Here is a 17628-nt window from a genome sequence, read left to right as displayed (position 1 = left end):
ACTACGCTCGCTTTGTCAACACACAGCCCAGCCGATCACCGTTTGTAATCGATGGCTTCTGGCTGCTCCAGATATACGGTGGTTTGTGCCGGTTGTGTGCTGGCAATCACCTTGCCGCCACGTACCGAATAGCGCACCGGAACCTGACGGCGCAGCGCATCAAACCCATTTTCAGCCGGCAGGATAATCAGGTTGGCGCTGTTTCCGGCGGCAATGCCATAATCCTGCAAATTCAACGTCCTTGCGCTGTGGTGGGTGATTAAATTCAGGCCATCGTTAATCTGCCCGTAGCCCATCAACTGGCAAACATGCAGCCCCATATGCAGCACTTGCAGCATATTCGCCGTTCCCAGCGGATACCACGGATCGAAGACATCATCGTGACCAAAGCAGACGTTAATGCCGGACTCCAGCATCTCTTTAACGCGCGTGATGCCGCGACGTTTTGGATACGTATCGAAACGTCCTTGCAGATGAATATTGACCAGCGGGTTGGCGACAAAGTTAATACCGGACATTTTCAGCAAGCGGAACAGGCGTGAGGTATACGCCCCGTTATAGGAGTGCATTGCCGTGGTGTGGCTGGCGGTGACTCGCGCGCCCATGCCTTCACGGTGCGCCAGGGCTGCAACGGTTTCGACAAAGCGCGACTGTTCGTCATCAATCTCATCACAGTGAACGTCGATGAGACGGTCGTATTTTTGCGACAGGGCGAAGGTTTTATGCAGCGACTCCACGCCGTATTCACGGGTAAATTCAAAATGCGGAATCGCCCCCACTACGTCTGCCCCTAAGCGTAACGCCTCTTCCAGCAACGCTTCACCGTTGGGATACGACAAAATCCCTTCCTGCGGGAAGGCGACGATTTGCAGATCAATCCACGGCGCGACTTCCTGCTTCACTTCCAGCATTGCTTTCAGCGCAGTCAGCGTTGCATCCGAAACATCGACATGGGTACGCACATGCTGAATGCCGTTGGCAATCTGCCATTTCAGCGTTTGCCAGGCGCGTTGTTTCACATCGTCATGGGTTAATAACGCTTTGCGCTCGGCCCAGCGTTCAATGCCTTCAAACAGCGTGCCGGACTGATTCCAGTTCGGTTGTCCGGCGGTTTGCGTGGTGTCCAGGTGAATATGTGGCTCCACAAACGGCGGTATAACTAAACCTTGTTCGGCATCCAGGCTGTTTTCAGTTATGGGCATCACCCCGGATTGCGCATCAATGGCGCTGATTTTTCCGTCCAGCAGATGAATCTGCCACAGCCCCTCTTTGCCGGGTAACCGGGCGTTAATAATTGTCTGTAAAGCGTTATTCGACACTGTTAGCCTCCACATGCGTCATTGCAGCCGTCGTTTTGCGATTCAAAATCGGGTTAAGGATCAGATAGCTCAGCGCGCCACCTAATACCGCGTTGACCGGAACAATTCCCGGTAACCAGTGGCCTGCGGCAATCCCCAAGGCGACCGCCAGAATCGCCACCCAATTGACACTCATCATACGCGTGGTCGCAAAGTGCTCATAGCGGCGACGGTTCATCAGATAGTCAGCGATGATCACGCCCCCTACCGGAGGAATAGCTGCCGAAAGGAAGGTCAGCCAGCCGACAAAATTGTTATACAACCATAATGCGCAGACCGTACCGATAATACCGTTAATCACCGAAAGGGTTTTACTCGACATACCGGTAATGTTGGCGAAACCTAAACCCGACGCATAAAGTGCGTTATCGTTGGTGGTCCAGATATTCAGCCCCAGCACCACAATCGCAGGCAGCAGCAGACCCTGAGCAATCATCACATCAGAGATATCCGCCATCCCCAGTGCCGCCGCGCCCGCTGCACCGAAAATAAACATCAACGAGTTGCCGAGGAAAAAGGCCACCATCGCCACTAGCACCGCCAGTTTGGCATTACGACCAAACCGGACAAAGTCAGCGGTGAGCGTGCCCGCACTGATAAATGACCCCACAACCAGCGCCAGCGCGACATTGAAATCTAACGGTTGTGCGGGAACGACCGCTTTTAATGCGTCCAGGCCGCCCATGCCGTTAACGGCCAACCACACGGAATAACCGCCAAGACAGGCGATAGCCGGAACTGCAATCACCGAAAGAACCGTTAGCGCCGAAATGCCAAAGAAGACGGTGACGGTCATCAGTAAACCGGAAACGGCAATCAGCAAATTAATATCCAGCCCAGTTGCCTTGCCCACCGGAATGGCAAACATCGCCACGCCAACGCCAAACCAGCCAACCTGGGTGCCGCCCAGCAGCAGTGAAGGCAGCCATGAGCCTTTAACACCAAAAGAGAAGCGAGCAAGAAGATGAGTGGTCAGGCCGGTTTTTGCGCCAATGTAACCAAGAAATGAAGTGTAAATACCGAGGAGAAGATTACCGATGAGGACTGCGAGGAAGAAATCATGATAGCTAAGACCGGTTCCGAGAGTGCCGCCGGTCCACATACTGGCGGAAAAGAAGGTTAATCCCAGCATGACGAACGTCAATGCCAATACCCCTTTCCGCGCCGACTGCGGGACTGGCCCCTGGCTAAAGTTGTTATCTTGCGACACGAAATTCCCCCTTTTTGCTGTTTGAAACCCAAAAAATCCGCCGCATTCTATTCATCTGAAGATAAAAAGCAATCGTTTTCGTGGGGAAATATATTTTTTATATGAATGAGTGCAAAAAGGTGGGGGAAAAATTATCGGTGTAAAAACAGTGGGTAGCCATAATAAGACGCGGTAAGTGTCGCATCAGGCATCGGCGCATGGTGTCGGATGCGCCAGACGACGCATCCGACAATAACCTACTCTTCCATCGCCTGGCGGATCTGATCCAACGACGCAGGATCATCAATGGTCGTCAGATCCCCAGGATCGCGTCCTTCACAAATCGCCTGGATCGTGCGGCGCAGCATTTTTCCGGATCGCGTTTTCGGCAATTGCGAGACAAACCAGACGTGCGCCGGGCGACCAAAGTTGCCAATCTGGCTGTCCACCAGCGCCATAATCGCCTTCTCTTGCGAGTGCACCACCTCACGGTCTTCCAGACTGTCGCTCTCTTTCGGAATAACAAACGCCACCGCCACCTGCCCTTTCAGCGCATCTTTCACCCCAACCACCGCCACTTCGGCAACGCCCGGATGACTGGAGATACTCTCTTCAATCTCGCGCGTCCCCAGCCGATGCCCGGCAACGTTAATTACATCGTCAGTGCGCCCGAGAATAAAGTGATAACCGTCAGCGTCACGGATGCCCCAGTCAAAGGTGGCGTACACCGGGCGGGAAAACAGCGACCAGTACGTCTTCACAAAGCGGTCGTCGTCGCCCCAGATGGTCTGAATACACCCCGGCGGCAGCGGCCCTTCCACCACCAGCATCCCTTTCTCGTTGACGCCGCACGGTTCGCCGGTGACTTCATTGAGCAACTGCACGTTATAGCCATACATCGGCACGCCGGGGCTACCCAGACGCGTCGGCCTGTCGTCCAGACCGCGAGCAATCGCCATAATCGGCCAGCCGGATTCGGTCTGCCAGTAGTTGTCGATGACCGGCACATCCAGCGTATTGCTCACCCAACTGGCGGTTGGCTCGTCCAGCGGCTCCCCCGCCAGATAGAGCACTTCCAGCGACGAGAGATCGTGTTTGCGAATTTCGGCGGTAGGGAATTTTTTCAGCACGCGAATGGCGGTTGGCGCTGAGAACATTCGGCTCACCTGATATTTCTCGACGATTTTCCACCACACGCCGCAGTCCGGCCAGGTCGGCAATCCTTCGTAAACGATAGTCGCCATCCCCGCCAGCAGCGGCGCGTAGACGATATACGAATGCCCCACCACCCAGCCGATATCCGAAGCACAAAAGAACACACCGCCCGCTTTGCCGCCAAAAATAGTGTCCATCGAGGTCGCCAGCGCCACCGCATAACCGCCGACGTCACGCTGCACGCCTTTAGGTTTGCCGGTCGTGCCGGAGGTGTAGAGAATGCAGGAGGTTTCGTTGGATTCCAGCCACGCCACCGGTACCCGCGCGCCGATGTGTTGATGGCGCAACGACGCGAAATCGACATCCCGCCCGCTGACGCGTGCCATTTTCGCCAGCCCGCGATCCACCAGTAAAACGTGGCGCGGCTGATGCTGCGCCTGACTTATCGCATCGTCGAGCAATTTTTTATACGGAATAATTTTGCCACCGCGCGCTCCGGCATCTGCCGAGACAATCAGCACCGGTTTAGCGTCATCAATTCGCGCCGCCACGCTGTGCGAGGCAAATCCCCCAAACACCACCGAGTGAATAGCGCCAATGCGCGCGCAAGCCAGCAGAGTAATATGTGCTTCGGCAATCATCGGCATATACACCAGCACCCGATCGCCGCGCTGCACACCCAGCGAGCGCAGCATTGAGGTCACCGCATTCACTTCGTCATGTAACTGGCGGAAGGTAAAGGTGCGCTCTTCTTCTGTTTCCGAAGAGACGGCAATCAGCGCCAGCGCCTCTGGCTGTTTCTCCAGCCAGCGGTCGATAGCGTTGTGGCACAAGTTGGTTCGGCCTTCACAAAACCAACGGGCAAACGGCGGGTTGCTGTGGTCGAGCGTTTGCGTAAAGGGCGTCTGCCAGTCAATACGCCGGGCCTGCTCGGCCCAGAACTGCTCCGGTTCGTTAATCGAACGCTGATAAAATTCGCTAAAAGACATAATGCTCTCCTGTTGAACTTACGCCTTACCGCCGTTTACTTAAATGACGTACAGGTCGAGATACTCATTGACCGGCATCTGTTCCAGGCGAGCTCTGTCGAGAGAAACCTCCAGAATGCGCTGTTGCTGGCGAGTCGGGAACTGGCGCGCGAGATTGATTTTGAATTTATCGACCAGTTTCGGAATGCCATCCTGACGGCGGCGAGCATGACCAATGGGGTACTCCACCACCACTTCTTCAAAGCGCGTGCCGTCGGTGAACTCAAGGGTTATGGCATTGGCGATGGCACGTTTTTCCGGGTCGTGGTAGTCAGCGGTAAATGCCGGATCTTCAAAGCAATTGATCTTCTCGCGCAGGGCGTCGATGCGTTTATCTTGCGCAACGTTGTCCTCGTAATCTGCCGCCGTTAAGCGTCCGAACAGCAGCGGGATCGCCACCATGTACTGAATGCAGTGGTCGCGGTCAGCCGGGTTATTGAGCGGCCCTTTTTTGTCGATGATGCGAATACAGGCTTCGTGGGTGCGAATGGTCACTTTTTCGATATCCGCCGCCGTTTTGCCTGCTGCCTGCATCTGTTCATAGAGCATCATCGCCGCTTCAACTGCCGTCTGGGAGTGGAACTCCGCCGGGAAGGAGATTTTGAACAGCACATTTTCCATCACGTAAGAACCGTACGGACGCTGGAAGCGGAACGACTCACCTTTAAAGGAGACGTCGTAGAAGCCCCATACTGGCGCAGTCAGGGCTGACGGATAACCCATTTCGCCCGTTTTTGCCATCAATGCCAGACGTACCGCGCGGGAAGTGGCATCGCCCGCCGCCCAGGATTTACGCGTGCCGGTGTTCGGCGCATGGCGATAGGTGCGCAACGACTGACCGTCCACCCACGCCAGCGAAACGGCGTTGAGAATTTCCTCGCGGGTCAGGCCGAGCATTTCTGCAACCACGGCGGTGGAAGCCACTTTCACTAACAGAACGTGGTCGAGGCCGACGCGGTTAAAGGAGTTTTCCAGCGCGATGCAGCCCTGAATTTCATGGGCTTTGATCATTCCGGTCAGCACCTGCTTCATGGTCAACGGCGCTTTGCCGCTAGCGACCGCGTTGCGCGAAAGCCAGTCCGCCGTTGCCAGAATGCCGCCGAGGTTGTCGGAAGGATGGCCCCACTCCGCCGCCAGCCAGGTATCGTTGAAATCGAGCCAACGGATCATCGCGCCGATGTTAAATGCCGCCTGGACGGGGTCGAGCTGGAACTGAGTTCCGGGGACGCGCACGCCGTTGGGTACGACGGTGCCAGGGACAATTGGCCCCAGCAGTTTTTTACAGGCCGGGTATTCGAGAGCTTCCAGACCGCAGCCGAGCGTGTCGAGCAGGCAGTAATGTGCGGTCTCGTAGGCCACTCTGGAGCTGATTTCGTAGTTCATCACGTAATCGACGATATCAACGATTTCACGATCAAATTCCGGGCGGATGTTGTTGATTTGAGCTGACATTGGGTACGTTTCCTTATTGTTATTCGTAGAGGTTTACTGGCGCTTATCCAGCGCGACAAACTGGCGGTCTTCCGGTCCAACATAATTGACGGAAGGACGGATAATTTTGTTGTCCTGACGTTGTTCGATAATGTGCGCCGCCCAGCCGGTGACGCGGGCGATAACAAACAGTGGGGTGAACATCTCGGTAGGAACGCCCATCATGTTGTAGGAAACAGCGGAGAACCAGTCGAGATTGGGGAACATCTTTTTGCTCTCCCACATCACTGTTTCCAGGCGATCGGCGATGTTGTACATCTTCAGCGAGCCGCCTTCCTGCGAGAGCTGCTTCGCCACGCGTTTGATCACCTGATGACGCGGGTCGGCGATGGTATAAACCGGATGACCAAAACCAATGACCACTTCTTTGTTTTCCACCCGCTTGCGGATATCGGCTTCGGCTTCGTCCGGCGTTTCGTAGCGTTGCTGGATCTCCAGCGACACTTCATTCGCCCCGCCGTGCTTCGGCCCGCGCAGTGCACCAATCGCGCCAATAATCGCGGAATACATATCAGAGCCGGTGCCCGCAATCACCCGGCTGGTAAAGGTGGAGGCGTTAAACTCGTGTTCGGCGTACAGCACCAGCGAAATATGCATCGCCTTTTCCCAGCTTTGCGATGGCTTTTCGCCGTGCAGCAGATGCAGGAAGTGACCGCCGATGGAGTCGTCATCGGTTTCCGGCTGGATGCGTTCGCCGTTGTGGCTGTAGTGATACCAGTAGAGAAGAATCGAGCTAAGTGACGCCAGCAGTTTGTCGGCAATATCCCGCGCACCAGATACAGTGTGCCCCTCTTTTTCCGGCAGTGTGCAGCCGAGCGCGGAAACGCCGGTGCGCATAACATCCATCGGGTGCGACGCCGCTGGTAAGGCTTCCAGCACAGTACGCACGTTAGCCGGTAAACCGCGCAGGGCTTTCAGTTTCGTTTTGTAGGCGGCGAGTTCGTCACGGGTCGGCAGTTTGCCGTGGATCAGCAGATGCGCCACTTCTTCAAATTCGCAATGTTCCGCCAGATCAAGAATGTCGTAGCCGCGGTAATGCAAATCATTGCCACTTTTACCCACGGTGCAGAGCGCCGTATTGCCCGCCGGAACGCCAGAAAGTGCCACCGATTTTTTCGGTTTAATGACATGGGTACTGTTTTGCAGGATCGTTGTGTCGCTCATATTGTCCTCGTCATTTGTAGGGTCGAGATATTTTTCGTTGTGTTTTATTTCACCTGGCTACGGGCAAACAGGTCGTCGAGCTTCTCTTCGTACTGATAGTAATTGATGCTTTCGTACAGCTCGTTGCGGGTTTGCATGGTGTCGATGACGCTTTTCTGCGTGCCTTCCTGACGCAGGACGTTGTAGACATGTTCGGCGGCGCGGTTCATGGCGCGAAACGCTGAAAGCGGGTACAGCGCCATTGCAACATGGGCACTGCGTAATTCATCGGTAGTAAACAGCGGTGTTGCGCCAAATTCGGTAATATTGGCGAGGATCGGCACCTGCACCGCATCGGCAAACTGGCGGTACATGGCGAGTTCGGTAATCGCCTCCGGGAACAACATCTCGGCACCCGCTTCAACATAGGCCTGCGCACGCTCAATCGCCGCATCCAGCCCCTCTACCGCCAGCGCATCGGTGCGCGCCATGATCACAAAATCAGGATCGGTTTTCGCATCCACCGCCGCGCGGATCCGATCCACCATCTCCTCTTTCGAGACGATCGCTTTGTTCGGACGATGACCGCAGCGTTTCGCACCAACCTGATCTTCAATATGCAATCCTGCCGCACCGGCTTTAATCATCGATTTCACGGTGCGCGCCACGTTAAAAGCAGAAGAACCAAAACCGATATCCGCATCCACCAGCAGCGGCAGCGAACAAACGTCGGTGATACGGCGAATATCTGTCAGCACGTCATCAAGAGTAGAAATACCGAGATCGGGCAGCCCCAGCGACCCTGCCGCCACGCCACCGCCGGAGAGATAAATTGCCTGATATCCGGCACGCTGCGCCAACAGCGCATGGTTGGCGTTAATGGTGCCAACAATCTGCAATGGATTTTCTTTAGACAGTGCAGCGCGAAACGCTTTACCTGGAGAGTGTAGAGACATAGCCCATCCTTTGTTATCAACTTGTTATTTGCGTTGATAAAGACAAAGCAAGGGGTGTGCCACAATTGACTGAATAAAATTAAATGTTTAATTTCAATTTGTTATAAATAAAGTCATGAAGTAATCCGCAAATATGCGTTTCAGTTAACGTTTCAGGCAATGTTTCACCGCGTTTCATTGCAACAATTATGAAACAAGACTAAACCCAATATTCGGTTTCTTAACTTTGCGGTGCGCTATGGCACATCCACCACGGCTGAATGACGACAAACCGGTGATCTGGACGGTATCTGTAACGCGCCTGTTCGAGCTGTTTCGCGATATCAGCCTCGAGTTTGATCATCTGGCGAACATTACCCCTATCCAGCTTGGCTTTGAAAAAGCGGTGACCTACATCCGCAAAAAACTGGCAAACGAACGCTGTGACGCCATCATCGCTGCTGGCTCTAACGGCGCGTACCTGAAAAGCCGCCTGTCAGTGCCAGTTATTTTGATTAAACCGAGCGGCTACGATGTGTTACAGGCACTGGCAAAAGCCGGAAAACTCACCTCTTCTATCGGCGTTGTCACTTATCAGGAAACCATTCCAGCGCTGGTGGCGTTTCAAAAAACCTTTAATTTGCGCCTCGACCAACGTAGCTACATTACCGAGGAAGACGCACGCGGGCAGATTAACGAGCTAAAAGCTAACGGCACCGAAGCGGTGGTCGGCGCGGGGCTGATTACCGATCTGGCAGAAGAAGCCGGAATGACCGGAATTTTTATCTATTCCGCCGCCACCGTGCGCCAGGCATTCAGCGATGCGCTGGATATGACGCGCATGTCGTTACGCCATAACACTCACGATGCCACCCGCAACGCCCTGCGTACTCGTTACGTGCTGGGCGATATGCTCGGTCAATCACCACAGATGGAACAGGTACGGCAGACTATTTTGCTGTATGCCCGCTCCAGTGCGGCGGTGTTGATTGAGGGGGAAACGGGGACGGGCAAAGAACTGGCAGCCCAGGCGATTCATCGGGAATATTTTGCCCGCCACGATGCGCGACAGTGCAAAAAATCGCATCCGTTTGTTGCCGTCAACTGCGGGGCGATTGCCGAATCGCTGCTGGAAGCAGAGCTGTTTGGCTATGAGGAAGGGGCGTTCACCGGCTCGCGACGTGGAGGTCGCGCCGGGCTGTTCGAAATTGCCCACGGCGGTACGCTGTTTCTGGATGAGATTGGCGAAATGCCGCTGCCGTTGCAGACTCGGCTGCTGCGGGTGCTGGAAGAAAAAGAGGTCACCCGCGTCGGCGGGCATCAGCCTGTTCCGGTAGATGTGCGGGTCATTAGCGCCACTCACTGCAATCTGGAAGAAGATATGCAGCAAGGACGTTTTCGCCGTGATCTGTTTTATCGGCTGAGTATTTTGCGTCTGCAATTGCCACCACTGCGCGAGCGGGTGGCGGATATTCTGCCGCTGGCGGAAAGCTTTTTGAAAGTGTCTCTGGCGGCGCTCTCCGCCCCGTTTTCTGCCGCATTACGCCAGGGATTACAGGCAAGCGAAACCGTGCTGGTGCACTACGACTGGCCGGGCAATATTCGTGAACTGCGCAATATGATGGAGCGACTGGCGCTGTTTTTAAGTGTGGAACCGACGCCGGATTTAACGCCGCAATTTTTGCAGCTGCTACTGCCGGAACTAGCGCGCGAGTCAGCGAAAATTCCCTCCTCATCCTTGCTGACACCACAACAGGCACTGGAGAAATTTAATGGCGATAAAACAGCAGCGGCGAATTATTTAGGTATCAGCCGGACGACGTTCTGGCGGCGGCTGAAAAGCTGAACTGCCGAATGCAGCGCGAACGCTTTATCCGGCATAAATTTTAATAGATGATGATCACCGATAAACTTACGCATCGGGGATGTTTACATAGGTTTCAGAATTACTTCTTCTTATAAATATTTGCCGTGCCGTGAATCTTATTGTCAGTTTGACCAGAGGTCAGCACCAACACATCAGCCCCTTTTTCATCGGCTTTTTTGATTAAATCTTCTTTTGCATCTGCAGTCGACATTTCATTACTGGTTGAAATATCACCTATTTTTTCATACTGCGATTCAACTTTTTCAAATTCCGCTTTGGTCATCAATTCAGCGGCATAGACATTGGTAACGGCAAACGCTAACGCACCGACTAACATTTTAGAGATTATTTTCATATTACGGCTCCAGAGTTGTTATCACACTATCACCCACCGACATTATTGGGTTGATTAATAATTAGTTCAGTCAGGGCATAAACGCCAGTAACCGGAAATAAGACACTTTGTGATCTCTCTCGCACCCGATTATTTTTGGTAGAAATATGATGCAGTTAGTTCACTTATTTATGGATGAAATCACTATGGATCCTTTGCATGCCGTTTACCTGACCGTAGGACTGTTCGTGATTACTTTTTTTAATCCGGGAGCCAATCTCTTTGTGGTAGTACAAACCAGCCTGGCTTCCGGTCGACGCGCAGGAGTGCTGACCGGACTGGGCGTGGCGCTGGGCGATGCGTTTTATTCCGGGTTGGGTTTGTTTGGTTTGGCGACGTTAATTACGCAGTGCGAGGAGATTTTTTCGCTTATCAGAATCGTCGGCGGCGCTTATCTCTTATGGTTTGCGTGGTGCAGCATGCGCCGCCAGTCAACACCGCAAATGAGCACACTACAACAACCGATTAGCGCCCCCTGGTATGTCTTTTTTCGCCGCGGATTAATTACCGATCTCTCTAACCCGCAAACCGTTTTATTTTTTATCAGTATTTTCTCAGTAACATAAAATGCCGAAACACCAACATGGGCACGTTTAATGGCCTGGGCGGGGATTGTGCTCGCATCAATTATCTGGCGAGTCTTTCTTAGTCAGGCGTTTTCTTTGCCCGCAGTGCGTCGTGCTTATGGGCGTATGCAACGCGTTGCCAGTCGGGTTATTGGTGCAATTATTGGTGTATTCGCGCTACGCCTGATTTACGAAGGGGTGACGCAGCGGTGAGCAGATAATTTACTCTCTACGTAATCAACCTGATTTGCCGAATCCCGACCATCGGCGATGATAGCCCCCGTAATGCGTGGTCCTTATTTCCGATAAGTTTACTTGAGTCTTTAGCTTCCCATTTCAGCCCACTCTCCCCTGTGTGGGCTTTTTTCATTGCTCTGACCCGTCCTGAATAGCCAAACAATGGCAATGTTTCACTTTGCAGGGATGATAATAAGGGGATCTGATTCAGAAGAGTTATGAAAAGTTGGACCGCCATCGAGGCCTCGAACCCCGTACCATACAACAATCCTGGTTGTCGTCTGCTCTTCCTGATGAGCTAATGGCGGTTTTTGATATGAGCCTTACAGCATATTTTCTGTCAGGCTTGAGTGCGATGCGTAAGATACAGAAAAGACCCCACACAAACATGATGGAATTATGATTTTTTTCATATGAATGTCAACCCACACATTCACAAAACATCTGCATGAGATCATTTTTTATACACCGTATAGCTGCGAAACCACTGCTGATGCTTTTTTAAGCGAAGCGTCGCCGATCACAACAAAATATCGGCGAAAAAGGCGGTGGAATGCCATTTGGCATACGGATATACAGATGAAATGATTACCTGCTTTGCGATTCACTCTCTGGTGGAATAACAACTCGCAGGTGGAACCCTTTCTGAACTAAAGAGTGTAGCGGATTTTAACGTGCTTATTTACAGGATAATATCTGTCACCTAATTCCTGGACTCTATTAGATATCCATTGATTTAATCGCGCATCATCTCTGTATGTTTTTACGTCCAGAACAGAGAGCAATAACATCACCAGTGATTCAGGAAAAACAGGGTAGATATTTTTTAAGTGTAATAATAATCCATGCGCAAGCGCCTGCTTAATGGGTGCGTCGGTCTCCGGAATAGACGACATTTCGCGAAGCCATTTTTCCACATGCATACACTCTTTCCCTTTAGGGAAAAGTCTCAGCAAAGGCATATGGTGTTCAAGAAGAATACATTTGCAATCTGTTCGCACTGAATCGATAAACTGCACTAATTTCTTAAGCCCGGTAAAGCGTCCAGCCTGCACGTTTGCTTTAATATCAAGAAACGCATCGTCCTGGTCATATACCCAAACTGTCCCTTTTTGATTTTCAAGTATGCGAAAAACAAACTTAACCGGGTGATCAGGGTAATCCATCCAGTCATAAAATCCAGGGAAATCATTAAACTGCACATTTATAGTGAGTGCGTTATCGTCTGACCACTCACAGTCTCGTACAGCAGCCATGAGATGAATGAGTTTGTCGTCATCGACTAAATCATCACGACAATCATAAGGATAATCATAATATTGTTTAATCAAAACCTTGAATATATCGACACAGGAGACCAGGGAGCTTTTGATATCCTCTGGTAACTGATTGTTTTTTACTGTATTAAGTATGCTTTGTTGCGTATATGGCATCAAATTATTGTGCGGAGCTTTTAATGATATCATCGCGATCTCTCTTAAATAAAAATAAACGTCGCAGATAATAAAGCCCTGATTAAACCAGGCACTATCAGAAATCGCTCATAACTAACGTGTGAAGTATTGTGTACTGGAGGGAGTTAATTTAACAATTTGAATTTACGTTATAGGTTTTACTGCTACTTTGATATTATTTCGCTCTCCTTAACTAAAAAGTTAAGTGGAGAGCGAAGTTAATATGTTAAACCACAGGGTATTTATTAATTTTTTCAGTCTGTTAGTGTGCGATTATCGATAACAAAACGATATTTCACATCACCACGCAGCATTCGCTCATAGGCTTCATTAATTTGATCGGCCCGAATCATCTCTATATCAGCCACGATGCCATGTTCGGCGCAAAAATCGAGCATCTCCTGAGTTTCTGGAATGCCGCCAATCATAGAACCGGCTATCGCACGGCGTTTCATGATCAGGTTGAAAACTTCCGGCGATTTATGCGGTGTCGCAGGCGCACCAACCAGCGTCATGGTGCCATCACGCTTCAGCAAGGTGGTAAAATCGTCGAGATTATGTGGCGCAGCTACTGTATTCAAAATGAAATCGAAACTCTTGAGATGAGCCGCCATCTCATCGGCATTGCGTGAGTTAACAACTTCATCGGCCCCCAGGGCTTTTGCCGCTTCGCGTTTTGACTCAGAAGTGGTAAATGCCACCACATGCGCCCCCATCGCGTGGGCCAGCTTAATCCCCATATGTCCCAGACCGCCGATGCCGACCACGCCCACTTTTTTACCCGGCCCGGCCTGCCAGTGACGTAGCGGCGAATACGTGGTGATCCCTGCACACAATAAAGGAGCCACCGCCGCCAGCTGCTCTTGCGGGTGACGAATACGCAGAACATATCGCTCATGAACGACGATCTGTTGTGAGTAGCCGCCCAGCGTATGGCCCGGTTCGTCCGGCGTCGGCGAGTTATAGGTGCCGGTCATGTGATCACAGTAGTTTTCCAGCCCGTCTTCACACTCTTCGCAATGTTTACAACTGTCGACAATGCAGCCGACACCGACCAGATCGCCCGTCGCATGTTTTTCTACCTGATCACCAACGGCTACCACACGCCCTACAATTTCATGGCCCGGCACGCAGGGATAAACCGTCCCCGCCCACTCGGAACGGACCTGGTGGATATCGGAATGGCAGACGCCACAGTAAGCGATTTCAATTTTGACATCATGCGGTCCCGGTTCACGCCTGGTAATATCCATCGGTTCCAGCGGTTGTTTAGCGGAATATGCACCAACAGCTTTGATCTTCATTGTGTTTACTCCTGATTAGCTATGTGTATTTGGCGATGCCTGATATGTCATCGCGGCAAAACGCGTCCATTGAATATAGCCAATATTTAAACCACCCGATCCAGCCCCAACATGCCGCGAGCCTGAATGAAACAGAGCAGCAACGTTCCCCATAAGGCCATCGTCAGGTAGGGGCTTATACCGAGAATATTGAAGCCGCTTTCAATAATTTGCAGAAGAAACAGCGCCAGCACCATACCAATTATCCGCCCGCTGCCGCCGTCCGGATTAACCCCGCCGAGTACTGCCGCGAGGATTGACACCAGCAAGTACGATTCGCCATAAGAGGCCTTAGCCGAGTTGAGTTTCGACATCATCAAAAATGCCGCTACCGCACAAAGTAAGGCGGAAATGACATACACCCATATCAGCACCCGACGAGTGTTAATACCGGAGTAAAGTGTTGCTCGTTCGTTAGAACCAATCAGATAAATGGCTTTACCGAGCGGCGTTTTCTCCAGCAATATCCACAGCCCCAGTGCCACTGCGGCAAACAACCACATCGGTAGCGGAATACCGAACCATTGCGCATGATTCAACCACAGCACCCATGAGGGATAATTGGCAATGGCGCTACCGCCTGTCACCAGAATATTTACCCCTTTGAGCAACGTCATCATCCCAAGCGTTGCAAGAATTGGCGACACTCGAATACCAGCAATCAATACGCCGTTACATAAACCGATTATCACCGCCGCGCCAGCGCCCGCCAGCAGCGTAGCGACAACCGTAGCAATACCCGGTGGATACTGAGTCGCCACCCACGCCATCACCAGTGAACAGGCGTTAGCAGTGGCAATAATTGACAAGTTAATGCCACCGCAAAGCATGGTCACCGCCATAGCCAACGCCAGAATGCCCAGCACGGGCATTTGCGAAGCGACGGACTGGAAATTACTTATCGACCAGAAAATCTCCGGCATAGTAATGCTGAACGCGGCAACCGTTAGCACCAGCAGGCCGATCAAGTAAAACTCAACGTTATTACGCCACGATTTTTTCATAGCAGACTCCGGTTCTGATGCTGACTCCACGCCGTGGCGCTAATGCTGGCAACGATGATGATGCCGGTGATCAATGTTTGCCAGTAAGACGAGACTCCCAATAAATTTAGCCCGTTTTGCATCACTGCCAACAACACCACGCCGAGCAAAGTACCGGTTAACGTGCCGCGCCCGCCGAGCAAACTAGTGCCGCCAAGCACCACCGCAGCCAGTACTGTCAGCTCATAACCCAGAAGAGAATCGGGGGCGACAGTCATCACCGTCCACGACTGCACTACACCCGCAGCACCAGACATCAATCCCATATAGCCGTAGACGAAAAGTTGCAGTTTCAGCACGCTAAAGCCGATGCGACTGGCGGATTCACGGTTCCCGCCAAGGGCATAAATTTTGCGCCCTACACTGGTGAAATTCATGATAAACGCTGTCAGCAGCACCACCGTAATCATGGCGATCAGCGGCAGACCAAGGCCATAGTCATAGCCGTCAGCATCGGTGTACTTGAACAACATTACCCCCTGCTCAAACCACGGCGGAAAGTCGTACAGCCACACACCTTTACTCAACCATAACAGCAGGCCATAGAAAATATTCAGCGTCGAGATAGTGATGATGATAGAAGGCACCCGTAGGCGATTAACCAGTAAGGCGTTAATTAAGCCAAGTAAAATGCCGATGCCGCCCGCCAGGGCAAACGCGACAGCGAAGTTACCACCAATTTTTTGCAGCAACAGCACCATGCCGTATTGCGCAATGATGGTCATTGCTGGAAACGAAATATCAATTCCACCGGAAATCAACACCACAAACAAACCACAGGCGAGAATAGTCAACATGGCATAGTTATTGGCGAGATCGTACAAATTACCGAATGTCAGAAACTCGTCGCTGCGCCAGGCAAGGCCAACAAACAGCACCACAATCAGTAATGCCAGCCAGAATTCATGGCGTTTTTTCAGTTCAGCCATTTACCACCTCCGCAATCCTGGCCTGAGAACTGCTGTCAGGCAGGAAGCTATGGGTGATCTGACCTTTTTGCATTACCAAAATCCGGTGGCTTTGATACCACGCTTCTTCAATTTCATCGCAGATCATCAATACCGCAATGCCATGAGCCGCCAGATCGCTGATAATGCCGTATATTCCTGCTTTGTTGGCGATATCAACACCGACAGTCGGGCTATCGAGAATCAACAGTCGTGGCCCAATCGCCAGCCATTTGGCGATCGATACTCGCTGCGCGTTATCCCCGGAAAGCGTATTCACCGGGAGATGTGGGTCAGAGACTTTGATGGTCAATGCCTTGATTAGCCTGTCCACCAGGTCACGCACTTTAGCTTCACTCAGAAAGCCGAAGCGATCTTTTACCTTGTGAAAAACAGTGCTAATGATGTTGTCTTCAATAGATTGCGCCATCACCAAACCGCGCGACATGCGATCTTCCGAAACATAACCAATACCGTGGCGGATGGCGTCCTGGTTACTATGCAGTATAACCGGCTGACCGTTGATGAGGATCTCACCAGCATCCGGTCGGGTCATACCAAACAGACTCAGACATAATTCCGTGCGCCCCGCACCAAGCAGGCCAACAATCGACACCACTTCGCCCGCTTCCACCCGCAAGTTAATATTTTGATATTCCCCATGACGACTTAAATTACGCACCTCCAGCACCGGGGTGCTAGATTTTCCCTGCCACAACTCTCGCACCTGATATTCGAACTCCTGGCCGGTCATCAGAAAACTGAGTTGTTTTGTGGTCATCTCTGCGGCCGGAAAGGTCCCGACCAGCTCACCATCTTTCAGCACTGAAATACGGTCGGAAACTTCCATCACTTCTTCCAGACGATGACTGACGAAGACCACGCAGATCCCGCGTTCCCGCAATTGATGCACCACCTGTAATAACCCTTGCACTTCCTGATGGGTCAGCGAAGCGGTTGGTTCATCCATCACGATCAACCGTGCGTCCTGCGCCAGTGCACGGCAAATTGCCACCAGCTGACAGCGGGCAATTGAAAGCTCAGAAACGAGCGTATCCAGTGGCAATGTGACGTTAATACTGGTCATTGCCGCCTGCGCCACCTCACGCAGACGACGGCGGTTAACAAACAGACCGTGGTGATAGTGATTCACGGCGATATTCTCCCAGACACTCAGGTTAGGAAATAAAGAGAGGTCCTGATAAATCACCTGAATCCCCTGCGCCACCGAAGCGGCGGGTGTCAGCTTTGACCAGTTTTTCCCACCAAGCGTAATTTCCGCTCCCTCATCCGGGCGATAAACACCGGACATAATTTTAATCAACGTCGATTTACCACAGCCGTTTTGCCCGGCAAGGCAGTGCACTTCACCCGACATAAAGTCGAGAGAAACATCGCGCAGCGCTCGCGTGGCATGAAACGTTTTGTTGATATGACGAAGGGAAAGGAAGGTTTCCATAGCATCCCCTGGCAATAAG

14 protein-coding genes and 1 pseudogene are annotated in these 17628 nt (G+C 52.0%); 2 read left to right on the top strand and 13 right to left on the bottom strand.

What is annotated here, in order from left to right:
* Positions 1 to 35 precede the first annotated feature (35 nt).
* The 6 genes from codA to prpB all read right to left on the bottom strand — a co-directional run bounded on the left by codA (position 36) and on the right by prpB (position 8320).
* Positions 36 to 1319: a cytosine/isoguanine deaminase gene (codA, locus tag ACJHX3_RS15945; protein WP_001445687.1), complete on the bottom strand. Its 1284-nt coding sequence runs from the start codon at positions 1317 to 1319 to the stop codon at positions 36 to 38.
* A complete protein-coding gene (gene codB / locus ACJHX3_RS15940) occupies positions 1309 to 2568 on the bottom strand; it encodes a cytosine permease (RefSeq protein WP_000076233.1) in 1260 nt (419 codons plus the stop codon). Before codB ends, codA begins: the two co-directional genes overlap by 11 nt.
* 236 nt (positions 2569 to 2804) lie before the next feature.
* Positions 2805 to 4691, bottom strand: a complete 1887-nt coding sequence (gene prpE, locus ACJHX3_RS15935) for a propionate--CoA ligase (RefSeq protein WP_094321704.1) — start codon at positions 4689 to 4691, stop codon at positions 2805 to 2807.
* A gap of 39 nt (positions 4692 to 4730) precedes the next feature.
* Complete coding sequence (prpD, locus tag ACJHX3_RS15930; RefSeq protein ID WP_001589780.1) at positions 4731 to 6182, bottom strand: 2-methylcitrate dehydratase; 1452 nt, start codon at positions 6180 to 6182, stop codon at positions 4731 to 4733.
* A 33-nt stretch (positions 6183 to 6215) separates the two neighbouring features.
* Entirely contained in the window at positions 6216 to 7385 is a 1170-nt protein-coding gene (prpC, locus tag ACJHX3_RS15925) for a 2-methylcitrate synthase (RefSeq protein ID WP_094321705.1), read from the bottom strand.
* A gap of 44 nt (positions 7386 to 7429) precedes the next feature.
* The gene (gene prpB, locus ACJHX3_RS15920; RefSeq protein WP_000052173.1) at positions 7430 to 8320 is read right to left on the bottom strand and encodes a methylisocitrate lyase; all 891 of its coding nucleotides are present in this window, start codon (positions 8318 to 8320) and stop codon (positions 7430 to 7432) included.
* Between the two features lie 238 nt (positions 8321 to 8558).
* Here prpB and prpR point away from each other — a divergent pair, with 238 nt between their 5' ends.
* Positions 8559 to 10145 carry a propionate catabolism operon regulatory protein PrpR gene (prpR, locus tag ACJHX3_RS15915; RefSeq protein ID WP_001589779.1) on the top strand — a complete coding sequence of 529 codons (1587 nt, stop codon included), beginning with the start codon at positions 8559 to 8561 and terminating at the stop codon, positions 10143 to 10145.
* Between the two features lie 100 nt (positions 10146 to 10245).
* Here the strand turns inward: prpR and yahO are convergent, their stop codons facing one another.
* Entirely contained in the window at positions 10246 to 10521 is a 276-nt protein-coding gene (gene yahO, locus ACJHX3_RS15910) for a DUF1471 family periplasmic protein YahO (protein WP_000691953.1), read from the bottom strand.
* A gap of 146 nt (positions 10522 to 10667) precedes the next feature.
* Between yahO and ACJHX3_RS15905 the strand changes: the two are divergent.
* A pseudogene (locus ACJHX3_RS15905) lies at positions 10668 to 11339 on the top strand (LysE family transporter).
* 16 nt (positions 11340 to 11355) lie between these two features.
* Here ACJHX3_RS15905 and yahM read toward each other — a convergent pair.
* The 6 genes from yahM to ACJHX3_RS15875 form a co-directional block, all read right to left on the bottom strand.
* Complete coding sequence (yahM, locus tag ACJHX3_RS15900) at positions 11356 to 11601, bottom strand: protein YahM (RefSeq protein WP_000290600.1); 246 nt, start codon at positions 11599 to 11601, stop codon at positions 11356 to 11358.
* A gap of 412 nt (positions 11602 to 12013) precedes the next feature.
* The gene (gene yahL / locus ACJHX3_RS15895) at positions 12014 to 12829 is read right to left on the bottom strand and encodes a protein YahL (RefSeq protein ID WP_001309286.1); all 816 of its coding nucleotides are present in this window, start codon (positions 12827 to 12829) and stop codon (positions 12014 to 12016) included.
* A 242-nt stretch (positions 12830 to 13071) separates the two neighbouring features.
* On the bottom strand, positions 13072 to 14121 hold the full coding sequence (yahK, locus tag ACJHX3_RS15890) for an NADPH-dependent aldehyde reductase YahK (protein ID WP_001558665.1): 1050 nt from the start codon (positions 14119 to 14121) through the stop codon (positions 13072 to 13074).
* 86 nt (positions 14122 to 14207) lie between these two features.
* Complete coding sequence (locus ACJHX3_RS15885; RefSeq protein WP_001558664.1) at positions 14208 to 15164, bottom strand: ABC transporter permease; 957 nt, start codon at positions 15162 to 15164, stop codon at positions 14208 to 14210.
* Positions 15161 to 16132, bottom strand: coding sequence for an ABC transporter permease (locus tag ACJHX3_RS15880; RefSeq protein WP_000818902.1), 972 nt, complete (start codon positions 16130 to 16132; stop codon positions 15161 to 15163). The genes ACJHX3_RS15885 and ACJHX3_RS15880 overlap by 4 nt, the downstream gene beginning before the upstream one ends.
* Positions 16125 to 17609, bottom strand: a complete 1485-nt coding sequence (locus tag ACJHX3_RS15875) for a sugar ABC transporter ATP-binding protein (protein ID WP_140427148.1) — start codon at positions 17607 to 17609, stop codon at positions 16125 to 16127. Before ACJHX3_RS15875 ends, ACJHX3_RS15880 begins: the two co-directional genes overlap by 8 nt.
* Between the last annotated feature and the right edge of the window lie 19 nt (positions 17610 to 17628).

Source organism: Escherichia sp. WS1265 (assembly GCF_046487585.1).
In the GTDB taxonomy this organism is placed as follows: Bacteria; Pseudomonadota; Gammaproteobacteria; order Enterobacterales; family Enterobacteriaceae; genus Escherichia; species Escherichia coli.
This window is presented reverse-complemented; position numbering and strand designations above follow the sequence as displayed.

Bases quoted from the DNA above. Each gene is read 5' to 3' on its own strand.
- prpE (WP_094321704.1), bottom strand. From the start codon at position 4,691: ATGTCTTTTAGCGAATTTTATCAGCGTTCGATTAACGAACCGGAGCAG.
- prpD (WP_001589780.1), bottom strand. From the start codon at position 6,182: ATGTCAGCTCAAATCAACAACATCCGCCCGGAATTTGATCGTGAAATC.
- prpC (WP_094321705.1), bottom strand. From the start codon at position 7,385: ATGAGCGACACAACGATCCTGCAAAACAGTACCCATGTCATTAAACCG.
- prpB (WP_000052173.1), bottom strand. From the start codon at position 8,320: ATGTCTCTACACTCTCCAGGTAAAGCGTTTCGCGCTGCACTGTCTAAA.
- prpR (WP_001589779.1), top strand. From the start codon at position 8,559: ATGGCACATCCACCACGGCTGAATGACGACAAACCGGTGATCTGGACG.
- yahO (WP_000691953.1), bottom strand. From the start codon at position 10,521: ATGAAAATAATCTCTAAAATGTTAGTCGGTGCGTTAGCGTTTGCCGTT.
- yahM (WP_000290600.1), bottom strand. From the start codon at position 11,601: ATGGCGGTCCAACTTTTCATAACTCTTCTGAATCAGATCCCCTTATTA.
- yahL (WP_001309286.1), bottom strand. From the start codon at position 12,829: ATGATATCATTAAAAGCTCCGCACAATAATTTGATGCCATATACGCAA.
- yahK (WP_001558665.1), bottom strand. From the start codon at position 14,121: ATGAAGATCAAAGCTGTTGGTGCATATTCCGCTAAACAACCGCTGGAA.
- ACJHX3_RS15885 (WP_001558664.1), bottom strand. From the start codon at position 15,164: ATGAAAAAATCGTGGCGTAATAACGTTGAGTTTTACTTGATCGGCCTG.
- ACJHX3_RS15880 (WP_000818902.1), bottom strand. From the start codon at position 16,132: ATGGCTGAACTGAAAAAACGCCATGAATTCTGGCTGGCATTACTGATT.
- ACJHX3_RS15875 (WP_140427148.1), bottom strand. From the start codon at position 17,609: ATGGAAACCTTCCTTTCCCTTCGTCATATCAACAAAACGTTTCATGCC.